General features: G+C 52.7%; 10 protein-coding genes and 1 pseudogene. 8 read left to right on the top strand and 3 right to left on the bottom strand.

The genetic code is table 11. The annotated features are described in order from the left end of the window. The first annotated feature begins 220 nt into the window (after nucleotides 1-220). From AC1DIS_RS18570 to AC1DIS_RS18560, 3 genes are all read left to right on the top strand, one after another. A complete protein-coding gene (locus tag AC1DIS_RS18570; protein WP_477748816.1) occupies nucleotides 221-916 on the top strand; it encodes a hypothetical protein in 696 nt (231 codons plus the stop codon). Next, nucleotides 913-1,302, top strand: a complete 390-nt coding sequence (gene csx15, locus AC1DIS_RS18565; protein ID WP_299833885.1) for a CRISPR-associated protein Csx15 — start codon at nucleotides 913-915, stop codon at nucleotides 1,300-1,302. Before AC1DIS_RS18570 ends, csx15 begins: the two co-directional genes overlap by 4 nt. Before the next feature lie 88 nt (nucleotides 1,303-1,390). After that, the gene (locus tag AC1DIS_RS18560; RefSeq protein ID WP_122552627.1) at nucleotides 1,391-1,831 is read left to right on the top strand and encodes a hypothetical protein; all 441 of its coding nucleotides are present in this window, start codon (nucleotides 1,391-1,393) and stop codon (nucleotides 1,829-1,831) included. 192 nt (nucleotides 1,832-2,023) lie between these two features. Here AC1DIS_RS18560 and AC1DIS_RS18555 read toward each other — a convergent pair whose 3' ends face one another. Further along, on the bottom strand, nucleotides 2,024-2,824 hold the full coding sequence (locus AC1DIS_RS18555) for a hypothetical protein (protein ID WP_477748817.1): 801 nt from the start codon (nucleotides 2,822-2,824) through the stop codon (nucleotides 2,024-2,026). A gap of 1,070 nt (nucleotides 2,825-3,894) precedes the next feature. Between AC1DIS_RS18555 and AC1DIS_RS18550 the strand changes: the two genes are divergently transcribed. The 5 genes and pseudogenes from AC1DIS_RS18550 to AC1DIS_RS18530 form a co-directional block, all read left to right on the top strand. Beyond that, nucleotides 3,895-5,295, top strand: a complete 1,401-nt coding sequence (locus AC1DIS_RS18550; RefSeq protein ID WP_477748818.1) for a YfjI family protein — start codon at nucleotides 3,895-3,897, stop codon at nucleotides 5,293-5,295. Next, the gene (locus tag AC1DIS_RS18545; protein ID WP_477748819.1) at nucleotides 5,279-5,638 is read left to right on the top strand and encodes a hypothetical protein; all 360 of its coding nucleotides are present in this window, start codon (nucleotides 5,279-5,281) and stop codon (nucleotides 5,636-5,638) included. Before AC1DIS_RS18550 ends, AC1DIS_RS18545 begins: the two co-directional genes overlap by 17 nt. Next, nucleotides 5,616-6,596 carry an integrase domain-containing protein gene (locus AC1DIS_RS18540; RefSeq protein ID WP_477748830.1) on the top strand — a complete coding sequence of 327 codons (981 nt, stop codon included), beginning with the start codon at nucleotides 5,616-5,618 and terminating at the stop codon, nucleotides 6,594-6,596. Before AC1DIS_RS18545 ends, AC1DIS_RS18540 begins: the two co-directional genes overlap by 23 nt. After that, the gene (locus tag AC1DIS_RS18535) at nucleotides 6,593-6,868 is read left to right on the top strand and encodes a hypothetical protein (RefSeq protein WP_477748820.1); all 276 of its coding nucleotides are present in this window, start codon (nucleotides 6,593-6,595) and stop codon (nucleotides 6,866-6,868) included. Before AC1DIS_RS18540 ends, AC1DIS_RS18535 begins: the two co-directional genes overlap by 4 nt. A 192-nt stretch (nucleotides 6,869-7,060) precedes the next feature. Beyond that, nucleotides 7,061-7,240, top strand: a pseudogene (locus AC1DIS_RS18530) (JAB domain-containing protein); the annotation flags it as partial. 181 nt (nucleotides 7,241-7,421) lie between these two features. On the opposite strand, the gene AC1DIS_RS18525 reads toward AC1DIS_RS18530, so the two are convergent. After that, the gene (locus tag AC1DIS_RS18525) at nucleotides 7,422-10,535 is read right to left on the bottom strand and encodes a type III restriction-modification system endonuclease (protein WP_477781016.1); all 3,114 of its coding nucleotides are present in this window, start codon (nucleotides 10,533-10,535) and stop codon (nucleotides 7,422-7,424) included. 10 nt (nucleotides 10,536-10,545) lie between these two features. After that, nucleotides 10,546-12,543: a site-specific DNA-methyltransferase gene (locus tag AC1DIS_RS18520; RefSeq protein WP_477748822.1), complete on the bottom strand. Its 1,998-nt coding sequence runs from the start codon at nucleotides 12,541-12,543 to the stop codon at nucleotides 10,546-10,548. Nucleotides 12,544-12,570: the final 27 nt, after the last annotated feature.

Genomic DNA, 12,570 nt, shown 5'->3' with positions numbered 1-12,570 from the left:
CCCTTGTACCACCACAGCCATAGACACGTTGCAAAAGACTTCGTAACCTCCAATCTACGATTGTCGCCTTTTCCCTCAACCCCATGTCGAGTATTGAGTCATCGACTCAATACTCGACATGGGGTTACAGGCGAACTAGGGACGTTATACGACAAAAGTGGCGTAAATATTATCCAATATGCGTCGTCTACTTATAGTCATCCAAAATAAGGAATCATCAATGGCATTAAATTGGCGGAAAATATGGAATGATCCAGTTTGGAGTAAAGTTATTTCTGCTGCGATTTTGGTGGTTCTTGGGTTGTTGGCTACAGCGTTGATTTCTGACTGGGAAGCAAAGTTTATATCTTTAGTTAAATATGAAGTGAGACTTTCCGTCTGGATAATAGTATTAGCCATAACTGCGATAATAATTATACCGATTTTACTTGTCCGCAAGAGTGGCAGCCCGGGATTAGCAGATCTAACGAGCAAACAATGGTTTTCTGAAATAGACCAGCAAATAAAAGATTGTAATTTTGCGCGTATCTATCTACGAGATTTTGCCCATCCCGACCAGTTTAAATCTGAACATCGTGAGTCTTTACTATCATTTATGAGGTCGTTAGCTGAGAGGCTTGAGGCTGGTGCAGATATACGAATCATTGCATACCACACTTCATTATCAGACAAGTCAGGGCTTGACTGGTTAAGTTCAGAAATAACAGTAAATAAAAAAGCATTAGATAAAATAAAACTTATTAAAAACCAGCCCACATCAAACGCATCATCAATGTATTTATTTGATAGCGGAGCTGTCCTCTACAATCGCAGACTTCAAGGTGGCCACTCATATCATATCGAGAGCTTGCAGGGCTCAATTGTTCACTTCTTAATCGAGCGTGGATTTAATACATCCCAAGGCGAACTATCATGAATTCCGTATTGATTAACTTTTCCGGTCACTCACTCAACCAAGAAGTCATAGACGAATTAAAGTCTATTTATGGCGAGCTGATTGATGCTAGGCCAATTGAAATAACCTTCAATGATGATGTCGAGAAACAAATTAAAGGCTTAGTAGAAAGTCTCTCGGTCAAGATTGACGGGGCGTTTTCGATAACAATTATTCCGCCAGGACAGGCCACGTTCGCGATTTTGCTGGTTAGTTATCTCCATGGGCTAATTGGACATTTTCCAAATCTTTGCTATTTAGAAAGAACGAATAGCGGTATATATATCCCAAAAACCGAATATCAAGTTCAGCCACAGGAAATTAGATCTGCAGGGCGGAAATTCAGATATTCGCAGTATGTAGTATGATAAACGGTTCAAGTCCGTTCGCCTGCTCTCTTGGGGGCGAGCTAAAACCTGCCATTTAACCTGAAAGTTATGCATTCTGAGAAAAGATATGGACTACGAAATAACTTTGCCGATACATGAAGACTTAGGAGGCTTTAAAAGTATTTTGTACCTTGAATCAAAAGATCTTCGCTCGTGTCGGGATTCATTAGAACTCATGGCAATCTACTTTAAGAGAGAGTTTAAGTATGATTACCTTCAGTACGAAAGCGCCGAGCATGCCAACGACTTTACTGGTGTTTTATTTTTCGAAAGAGCGATGGACTTGGTAAAGGACATTGATCACTACCCGAATAGAGTGATAGGCGGTGCTGGGTTTTGGAATAAGGCTGACGGGCATGTTCTAGATTGGGTATGGCTGCATCCATTTTCTAGAAACAGAGGTAATCTTAGAAAGCACTGGCCCGAGCTAAAAAACAAGTTTGGTAATTTTGAAGTTACGCCACCAATTTCCGCTCAAATGGGTAAGTTCTTAGAGAAAAACGTATAACAAACCAATCAACTTCGCACTTGCGGTGTCGGACATATTGCGCTACGTTCCAGCTGCCAGTCATTGGGGCGTTAGTGTCCGCTATCGGCCGATTATTTCCTGTCGTGACGGGCAGTAATCGGCGCTGAGCCTCCGCTGACGAGCTGCTTCGATCGACCAAAAACATTTATTCGGAATCTACCAATGGTAGATCTACTCTTTGTTACGACGCTCATATATCTTGATCAGCTCTTCCACTGGCATAGAAATAGGACGTCTGGTGTGAACCATCGCGTGGCAATTTGGACATAAAGGTATTAGATCTATAATCGGATCTATTTCGTATTTGCCGCATTTCGTACTAATGTCAGTTCGATGATGAACATGAATATAGTCTTTTCCAATGTCGCCATATGCCTCCTTGAAATTAAACTTGCAAACAAAACAATTATAACCGTGATGCTCTAAGCATTTCTCTCGTGCGTGAGGGTTTCGCTCAATGGCAGTAGCTGTGATTTCGTATCTCTCACCCTCTTCAAAAATGTCATTCCGTAGCACTGAAGGTGTATTGCATTCGAAAAGCGTCCAGCGAGTATTTTGCCCTAGCTTTAATTTACCCCCGGACTCCTTCCAAAGCATCTCTGCGTCAATCGAGGTAAGGCAGGCTGCTCTTTGGTGACCATACCCTTTAATCTGTAGTTTTCCATCTTCAAATAAATATGGGCCTAATATTTCAAAAACACAGTTCCGTTTACCGTTTGATTGGATTATCACTAAATCACCTACACTCATTTCCTTATAGAGATTCCATAAGCTTGGGCCGCCCAGATTTGCATTATTTAAATCTGGGTATGTTTGAGTGATCAAAGAGGTGATTTTTGATGCATTAATAATATCGAGTCGCTGCAAATCACCTATTTTGCTCCAGCCAATGGCAATACGGTTGCGCTCTTTCATTTCCTCGACTGCACTAAGAGCATCTTCGTGATGGGCTACGAGTCGCCAGACTTTCATTTAGAACTCCTATTCGTTTGATCCGTGCGTCAGAGTCGAACCTGTAGGGTTTAACCACTTCTGATGTATTATCGATAATGACCCAACGGCCAGCGATTTTGTAGGTGCCTTAAGTGGTCTCGATTAAAAATTATCCTATGTGAGAGGCTTCTTTTGGCCGTTCTCCGCCGGTCGTCACTACAGCGTGTGCTGGTCAGGTCGAATGCGATTCGACTGGTCAGTGACAATGCAAATGGTCAAGTCCATGCAATTACGCAGGCTCACATTAAGAACCGACGAACGACCACCCGCCTATGGAAAACCACCGGGTTCCAAGGTCTTCCAGCGCTACCGATTGGCGCAAGAGTCGCCACCAAAATACTGTTGACCGCGAGCAGAACGAGCGCTAAACCAGAACCGTACAAGCGCTGTCCTCAACAGCACCCAGGTAGCCAGAACCTTTGAGGCTACGCCACATCGTGGTGGTTCCCCCTAAGTGCGATTAGCGTCCGGCGGCTCGCACGGTCACAGCGATGTGATGGATGCCACTTCTTCCAGAATGCCCACTGCGGCAACTCATGCCCCCTTTTGGCTGCTCTGCAGCAACTTATCCGCGTGGCCATTTCTTGCGCCAACCTTTTGCCCGTCTCTTTGCCCCCTAAAGAGACGGGCGCTCCTACCGCTGCTGCAGCCCAACTCGTACAAGGCTTTGCGGCATTTCCCCTCATGACAATCGGCGTGACAAATACCGAAGTCACCAGCAATAGCGATGCAGATGATGGTGCCGCAGCCCAGGGAATGGACTGCACCTGACTGACAGTCAGGCATGCCCCGGTCATCGCATCACTGCCTTCACCCGACTCAGAATCTCGCGGCGCTGGTCTCGTCAGCCAGTGCAGCCTCCACCCGCCCACCGCTATCGGTGTTCAGGAGGCCAGATCATGAGATGCCCAAGCTCCCGGTCGTAAAGAGCCGTCAGTCCCGCGTTAGTGGACAACCCTCACAGGTCGCAGGGGCCTTGATCCCTGATAACACTCAACAACCGTGGCGGGATGAGCGAGGGCGAAGTCGATAATCTCAGGAGAATTGCGATGCAACTGTGCGAAGCGTTCGAGCCACCACAACCATTGCTGGAATACCAGCAGACGCCACTGCCGTACCCGGTCGAAGCACTCGGGAATCTGTTGGGCCCTGCGGTCGAACGACTGGCCGAGGTGATCGGCGTACCCTGCGCCATGGCTGCACAGTCGGTGCTGGCTACCACTGCCTTGGTGAGCCAGGGCCACGCCAATGCCCAACTCGACGGTCGAACCTATCCGCTGTCCCTCTACCTACTGACGGTGGCGTCCTCGGGGGATCGCAAAAGCGCGGTGGATTACCTGGCATTAAGGGCAGCGCGCGACTGGGAGCGGCAACAGTGGACCCTGTATGCGGAAAAGCTCAAAGCCTATCGCGCCGCTACCAGCATCATGACCAAACCCAAAACCGCAAAGAAGCACGCGGAGGCGGAAGGCGGTGAACTATCCGAGCCGGTACCGCCAAGACTGATCATTGCCGAGCCGACCATTGAGGCCCTAGTCAAAAGTCTGTGCCATGGCTTGCCCAGCATGGGCTTGTTCAATGATGAAGGTGGACAGTTCTTGGGCAGCAGCACCATGAGCAAAGAGAATCTGCTCAAGGCGATCACCACCTTGTCGACACTGTGGGATGGCAGCCCGATCGACCGGACCCGCTCTATGGCCGGAGAAAGCCTGCGCGCCTATGACCGCCGCCTCAGCCTGCATCTGATGCTGCAGCCCTACCTAGCCAACCAGCTGTTCAAAGACCCGGTGATCAATGGCCAAGGCATCCTCGGCCGATGCCTGATCAGTTGGCCCGAGCGCCTGGCCGGCCAGCGACTCTACAAGGCGATCGACCTGACCCGAGATGCCAAACTCCAGCGCTACCAACAGCGGATCACCGCCCTGCTGCAACAGCCCTGGTCGCTTCACAAGGATGGCTCACTCAATCCTGTCACGCTGGAGCTGACTCCCCGCGCCCGTCGTACCTGGATCGATATTCACGACACCATCGAGTGCCAGTCTGGCGAGTTCGGCGAGCTGGCCGGCATCCAGCCTGTTGCGGGCAAGGCGGCGGCGAATGTACTGCGTATCGCGGGCGTGCTAGCCATGGTTGAAGAGGCCAGTGCGTTGGAGGAAGCACACATCCAGCGCGCCTCCACGCTGATGGATTACTACCTGGCCGAGATTCAGCGCCTGACCGAACAGGAGCCGGTCAATAGCCGACGCGAAGAAGCGGATCGGCTGCTGCGTTGGTTGGTGCAGAAAGGCTGGAGCCAGTTCACCGTCCGCGACGTCAATCGCAACGGTCCTCGTTTTGCCCGCAAGAGCGCTGACCATACCGCCTCTTTATTGGTCGCGCTGATCACGCATCGCTGGCTGAGCAGCCGCGACGGAAAAACTTTCGAGGTCCGCCATGTTTCGCCTCAATGACGCGGTGCGCCGCTACCAGGCGCAACATCAATCGCCGCCAGAATCGCGACGTGTCGCCGCTTCTGTCGCCACCCTGTCGCCACGCGCCAGGCCAGCAACGATACGGATTGTCGCCACTGTCGCCGCTGTCGCCACACCACCATTTGAGCCTGCCAACCTCGCCCTGCTGATCGAGCAACTGCGCGAAGAAGGGGCACTGCTGCAACACCAGGAGAACGCCCTCCTGATCCGCCCGACACACTGGCAGCAGGTGGACAGGCTCAGCCCACACTGGAAAGCCCTGCTGCGCTTTCTGCAAACAAACGAAAACGGTGATGACGATGGCACTGGTCGGTCGGCGTGAGGGTCGCAACTTTGGCTATGGCCGCCAGCTGAGCTACGCCGGCCCACAAGCGCTCAAGGATTTGTTTGCCGGCGGCCACTTCGCCACGGTCAAAGCGCATAGCGATCGCTGGCAAACGTTTGTGCGTTGGTGTCGGTCAGAGGACGGCCCTGGTTACAACGATGCGCGCCAGATCGATCGACTAACGCTGCAGGACTATGCCGCTTCCCTGCGCCAGCAGATCCAGCAAGGCGAACTCTGCATCGCTACCGCGCAGAACCGCCTGAGCAGCGTCAACCGCACCCTCGCCGCGCTGCGCGGTGATCAGGACGTCAGGATCGCCAGTCCGAGCCAGGCGTTAGGACTGCGGCGCTCGAGCGTACGCACCCGCGCGCCGGATGGCCAAGACCGCCAACAGGTGCGGCGAGTACTCGAGGCACTGGGCGAACAGCACCACGAGCGGGTGGCTGCGATTGTCCTGTTGGCCCGAACAACCGGCATGCGCCTGCGCGAAGCGATCCTGGCTGACCTACCACGCTTGCACCGCGAAGCCGAACACTTAGGCCGCATCAATATCCAGGACGGCACCAAAGGCGGTCGCTCAGGGGCTTCAGCGCAGCGGTGGGTTGTGGCCAATGAGGCGGTGAAGGCGGCGCTGCAGTTGGCTCGCCATGCGTCGCCACCCCATAGCCGAAACTTGCTGGCCCGCGACGAAAGCTACGCCGCGTTCCTGCAACAGACCGTGCTCCCTGCCCGAGAAACGCTGCATGAACAAGGGCTGAAGGGTTTTCATGAACTGCGAGCGGCCTACGCCTGCGAGCGTTACGAGCAACTCACCGGGCACGCTGCACCGGTCAATGGTGGACAGTGCCATCGCATTGACCGTGAACTGAATCGACAGGCGCGTCAGCAGATCAGCCATGAACTCGGACACAACCGGATTGATGTGGTGTCGGCCTACATTGGTGGCCGATCATGAGCAAACCGTTTGATATGGCTTTGTTCCTGAGCGGCGTACTGACTGGCTCGACGGCCACCCAGCAACGACACCTACGGCAAGCCCGAATCATGCAGGCGGCTATCCAACAGCGATGGCAGCGAGATAATCCCTGGACCTGGCAGCTCAAACATGTGCGCTGGTTTCTCACTCAGCACCTGAAAGACCATTCCGACGCCAGCCGGTATTACTATCGACTCACCGCCCTATTGGTCTGGAAGCGATTAGGGAATGACCGAGAAATGCTGATCTAACGCTTTAGCCATAGATAGAAAAAACCCCAGGCTCGCTTGCCCGCCTTCATCTATCTCAGCGTGGATATTCTCTTGCTCATGAACCTGCTCGAAGAACACCGCCGCAATGGCAAAAAACGACCCACAACGGCCAGTTGTGGCGCCGACAAAAATGAGGGCAATTCATTCCACAATCTTGGTGTGGGCTCGATAGCCACGCAGCTGAGGTTGGTGCACAACCATCCCTCTGGCGATCCGGAGCCCAGCCAAGCCGATCGCACGCTGACCACCACCCTCAAGAATGCCCTCGACATGATCGGCACCCGGATATTGGATCATGTGGTGGTGGGCTGTGAAGGCTGCGTATCGCTGGCCGAACGAGGTTATTTGTAATTCCTAATTTTTCGCTTATGGGCATCAAACAACATCTCGTGGCCTTGGCTGGGATAAAAGAAAAGTCCTGTTTGAGCAACCCTTTAGCGGCTCAAAACAGGACTTTCTTTTTTTTTGTCAGGAATCCCCTGATAAGCGACAGATCATTTTTGAGTTAGACCCGACTGGACGTTGATCCTGCTTACTTCACCAGCTCCATCAGCTTACCGAAGCTGTTCACCACATCGTACTTGACGTTTTCGGGTGCGTACTTCCTATTGATCTCATCGAAGAACTTCCGTGCACATTCGATTTTTGTAGCCTCAATCGGGCGAAAATCCATTGATGACATTGAGCCCTTGGTTTCAGCCACAAAGTACACATGCTTGATCGCTCCTTCCTTGAACGAAATCGCCCAGTCGGGGTTGTAATCGCCAACCGGCGTGGGGATCAGGAAGCCACGCGGTAATTTGGCGTACACGACCACGTCGGTACACGTGTCCAGCTCTTTCACAAACTCGCGTTCGGTGCCGGAGTCGGTGATTACGTAGTCGTAGATGTGACGGTTGAGCTTGTCACCGGCCTTACTGAAGTCCTGCTTGGTCTGACCAGAGGTGAAGATGTCCAAATCAAACTTGTCCTCAACGGGGTCGTAGGCCAAGTGCTCAATGATCATCGTCGCCTTCTGCTCATTGATCAGTCGAATTGCTTCGGCGATGAAGCTTTCAGGATTGGTACGAAACTGCGCAAATATCGCAACACTGATGCCTTTAAGGATGTCCGCCGTCGTGCGTCGCGTCAGTTGCGTACCCTCGGCAACCTTACCAATGAGGTCGTACTTCACCGTTGAATGAATTGACTGCTTGTCGTACTCAACAGTCGTTTCAGAAACCTTGAAACCATCACCGCTCTTCAGCGCATCGGCAGTCACCTGATCGATCTGCTCACCTTTCTGGATCGTGTACTGCAAGGGCGTCACTCGTRGGCTCTTGTTCAGCTCCTCGACCGCTTTCTTGACCAGTTCCGCCGAATCAAAGTCAACACTGTAGGCTGCCTTGCGATTGATCCGATTCCACAGCTCCTTGAATTCCTGTTTGTCGAAGTTACTGTTGAGCGGATTCTTCTTTGGCCGACGGTCGTCGCTGATCTCAAACATCTGACTGTCGCTGAAGACGCTGTCGATCAGCTGGTACACCTGCTCGGCATGAGCCTGCAGTTCCGGGGGCAGCGGAACCAGGGTGCCTTCCTTCTTGGCGTCGTGGTACGCGCCTGTAATGCGGTCCGCATCGTCGCTGTAATCGTTCTTGAGCAGGTACTTGTAGATCTGCTTGGCCAGCTGCGGCGTGACTTCAATATTGCCAGTCGGGGTCTTGAGCACCTTGCCGGTGAAATAGGCTTCGTCGGCGACCTTAGGGCGTGCCGACAAGGACTCGCTGATGTCTTTCTGCAGCGCTGCTACGAACTCCTTATAGCTCTCGCTCGCCACCACGGTTAGCACGTTTACGTCATGGACGATGGCGGGGTGATCCATTCGGTCACCAGTCTGGTTAACGGACAAGCGCAGACCACGACCAACTTCCTGCCGCCGCGAAATGGTGTTGTCGCTGTGCTTGAGCGCACAAATGACAAACACGTTTGGGTTGTCCCAACCTTCACGCAAAGCAGAGTGCGAGAAGATAAAACGCACTGGCTCGGCAAATGACAGCAAGCGCTCCTTGTCCTTCAGGATCAGATCGTAGGCGTCCACATCATTGGACAGCCCTGCGTTTTCTCCGCGTTTCTCCACATCGGGATCGGCCAGCCGCTTGGTCTTCTTGTCGATGGAGAAGTAGCCGCTGTGCGTCCTGCCTGCATCGATACCCTTCAGGTACTTGATGTACGGCGTTTCATCCAGGTCCAGCACCTCGTTCAGGTACTGGCGGTATTCCTCTTCGAAGATACGTGCGTAGTCGCCTTTCTCGTCCGCTACCGAGTAATCGCGGTACTTGGCCACTTCATCGATGAAGAACAAGGTCAACACCTTGATGCCTTGCTGGAATAGGGCCAGCTCTTTATCGAAGTGCGCCTTGATGGCTTCCCGAATCTGGATTCGGCGCAGTGCCGCTTCGTTCACGTCGCCATCGGCCTCTCCAACAAACAGCTCAACTCCGTTGGTGAAACTCAACGTATCGGTATTGGCATTTATGTCCGCGACCACATAGCCTCGGTACTGATCCAGCTCGTTTGAAAAGCCACCAGAGAAGAGGTTGTCGCCCTTGGAGAGCTTGCGCACCACCCGCTTGATCTCGCCGCTCTTCAGCTTCTGCTCAAACTCAACGCGGGCCTCGGGCGGCTTCTTGGTCGAAATATCGATGGACTGCAGGTAAAGGTAGGCATTGGTACCAGCCAAGCCTTTCACCGAGATGCCACGCACGGCAATTTTTTTCACCAGCTTCTGGTTGTAGGCGTCCAGCGCGTCCAGTCGGTGGATTTTGTTGTGCGTCGTCTTGTGGGTGGCCGAATAGCGCAGCACCATCAGCGCCTTGAATTCCTCCAAGGACTTCAGGGTTGCTGCGCCTTCCATTTTCTGCGGCTCGTCCAGGATCAGGATCGGGCGGTTGGCGCTGATTACATCAATGGGGCGGCGAGACTGAAAATCGTCGAGCTCGTCGTAAATGCGCCGATTGTCTGCGCCACGGGCGGCAAACGCCTGCACATTGATCACCATCACGTTGATCCCGGCGTCCGACGAAAAGCTCTCCAGGTGGTGCAGTTGCTTGGAGTTGTAGATGAAGAAGCGTGCCTTCTTGTGGTACGTCTCCAGAAAGTGCTCGGCCGTGATTTCCAGCGACTTGGCCACACCCTCGCGGATGGCAATGCTGGGCACAACGATGATGAACTTGCTCCACCCGTACTGCTTGTTTAGCTCGAAGATGGTCTTGATGTAGCAATAGGTTTTACCGGTGCCAGTCTCCATCTCGATGTCGAGGTGTAGGCGAGAAACTGTTTTAGCAGTTTCCTTGTATTGAGTCGTTGCCGGAATACGCTCACGACTGCCATTGATCGTATAAAAATCAATCAATGAACTCGATAGCGGCAGGTTCTGTTGGTGCTGCACCTGCGTGATACTCTCCAACAGTGCAACATCCGTCAGCTTCAGGTCGGCGTTCTTGAACCCGCTCTCCACAAACAGGTCTTCGACCCCTTTCTTGGCCTTGCCCGGATCGATGCGGTAGCTGATGGACTCCGCCGAGGCTGGAGGTTGCCCTTTGAAACAGTCGACCACGGCTTGCACCGCCACTGTCTGATAGGCCTGCGTCTTGAATTTGAGTTTCATCACTCCCCCCTCAGATGCATTTGACTTCGGTGGCGGGTGACAAGAGCTTGAAAATCTGCTCGACGTTGATCTTGACGGCGCTGTTCTTGAACCCGGCATCACGGAACACCACGCGTAACGGTTGGTATTTGGCCAGTTCCTTCACGAAGGATTCATCGATGCTGCCGCTGGCATCGAAGCAGGCCGCAAGCACATCGCCATCAACAAAGAACACGTCCTTGCCTTGTATAGGCTGTTTGGCGAGCGGCAAGGCCAGATCAACGCCACAGTCCAGCATTACCTGGAACAACAAGTCCTCTGCCGTACGGTCGGGCTTAATGTTGTCGACGAGCATATCAATTTGGCCTTTGTCGAGAGCATCCGGAGCGTAATAGATGTCGGCCATATTGGACGTGTCGATCTTAAGAACGCGGAAACCGGTGTCCCGCCCCCACCCTGCAGCACCATCCTTCTGGTGCACAGACGCTCCTGCGCGGCGAGTGCGCTCTTTCGAGACTTCCGAAATGAATGGCTTGAGGCCGACCCGCATGCAAAATTGATAAGCCTCCTTGGCGTCCTTGTTATCCTGACCAATCGGCTCTGGGAACTGCACACTAATAAAACGGCGATTACCTCCTTCGCGACGGTTTATTTCCATGGTCGCGTGCGAAAGAGTTGAGGAGCCGGCAAACAAGTCAAGGCAGATGTCTTCGGGGCCAGTCATGAAGGAAATGAGTCGCTCCATTAAGAGTACGGGCTTAGGATTGGAGAACACCTTCTTCCCTTCAGGGAATAGCGCCTTCAAGTCATATGGTCCCGACCTGCCATCCAAATCAAAAACACTTGAAAGCTTGTCTTCAAATTCCCACGCATAGACTTTCAGTTCGATGAGCTTAGTCTCATCCTCTCCAAATAGAACCCGCTTTTGCTCAAGCAAGCGCTTCATGCTTTCTTCTGGGAACCGGTACCCCATAAGAGGCTGGGTGCAAGGTTTGCCAGTCTCCTGATGAATGACGTCGTAGCGGTACCCCTCCTTGCCAGGGTTATGAACGCTACGACTTCCGGCGTACACCCCCTCCTTGTCGATAAACTTGTAGTCGGCTAACGGCCCAAGTTGCGCCTTGTTCTCACGGTACCAGGTGGTATAGGCGGACTGTAGCTCGGACTGAACCGAATATTTCTCAGTCAGCTCAGAGCCAATCTTGACAACAATATCCTTAATGTCTGATACGGAGCTTTTCCAAATACCCTCAAGGTCAGTCTTGCTTCTTGCGAAAACGTGAATGCTCTCGTGCTCGACAGCAATGTTGGTCGGGTTGTTGTCAGTCGCGTTCTTCCAAATCAGGGTGCCAAGAAAATTTGATTCGCCAAACACCTCGTAGCACAGGTGAAGAACGTTTGCCGTCTCGGCGTCATCGATGGAGATGGCAATTACACCGGCCGGAGCCAACAAGTTTCGTGCAACTCGTAGCCGCTGGTACATCATGCCAAGCCAGTCGGAATGAAATCTTCCGTTCGCCTCTGTATTGGCAACAAGGCGATTTCCCTGTTCATCGGACTGATTGCTTTGCATCAGATAATCGTAGGTATTTCCTACGAAATCGTCTCGATAGACAAGGTTGTTACCCTTTTTTCGGTTGTAGGGAGGGTCGAGATAGATCATCTTGACCTTGCCGAGATAGGTCTCCTGCAATAGCTTGAGCGCGTCAAGGTTGTCGCCCTCGATAAACAGATTCTTCGTGGTGTCAAAATTCACGCTTTCCTCGCGGCAAGGCCGAAGCGTTTTGGCAATCGGTGAATTGGACGTTAACAAAGCCTCACGCTTACCCGGCCAGTTCAGGTGATAGCGCTCCTGCGGCCCTTCGACAATCGACTCAGCAAGCTCCTGGCGCAGCTGATCAAAGTCCACCGCCAACTTCACGGCACCGTCCTCACCCTTAGCTTCGGTGACGCAGTTCGGGAACAACTCGCGAATACGGGCGACGTTGTCCTGCGTGAGACTGGGTGAGTGCATTTTCAGTTTTTCCATGTTCTTTTCCTTTAGCAGCCGTGCTTC

The organism is Pseudomonas sp. 05N433 (assembly GCF_056396925.1).
The sequence above is the reverse complement of the archived record's forward strand: the minus strand, read 5'-3'. Positions and strand labels throughout refer to the sequence as shown.

Excerpts from the sequence above, each read along its gene's own strand:
- AC1DIS_RS18540 (WP_477748830.1), top strand. The coding sequence starts at position 5,616 with ATGGCACTGGTCGGTCGGCGTGAGGGTCGCAACTTTGGCTATGGCCGC.
- AC1DIS_RS18560 (WP_122552627.1), top strand. The coding sequence starts at position 1,391 with ATGGACTACGAAATAACTTTGCCGATACATGAAGACTTAGGAGGCTTT.
- AC1DIS_RS18520 (WP_477748822.1), bottom strand. The coding sequence starts at position 12,543 with ATGGAAAAACTGAAAATGCACTCACCCAGTCTCACGCAGGACAACGTC.
- AC1DIS_RS18570 (WP_477748816.1), top strand. The coding sequence starts at position 221 with ATGGCATTAAATTGGCGGAAAATATGGAATGATCCAGTTTGGAGTAAA.
- csx15 (WP_299833885.1), top strand. The coding sequence starts at position 913 with ATGAATTCCGTATTGATTAACTTTTCCGGTCACTCACTCAACCAAGAA.
- AC1DIS_RS18555 (WP_477748817.1), bottom strand. The coding sequence starts at position 2,824 with ATGAAAGTCTGGCGACTCGTAGCCCATCACGAAGATGCTCTTAGTGCA.
- AC1DIS_RS18550 (WP_477748818.1), top strand. The coding sequence starts at position 3,895 with ATGCAACTGTGCGAAGCGTTCGAGCCACCACAACCATTGCTGGAATAC.
- AC1DIS_RS18545 (WP_477748819.1), top strand. The coding sequence starts at position 5,279 with ATGTTTCGCCTCAATGACGCGGTGCGCCGCTACCAGGCGCAACATCAA.
- AC1DIS_RS18535 (WP_477748820.1), top strand. The coding sequence starts at position 6,593 with ATGAGCAAACCGTTTGATATGGCTTTGTTCCTGAGCGGCGTACTGACT.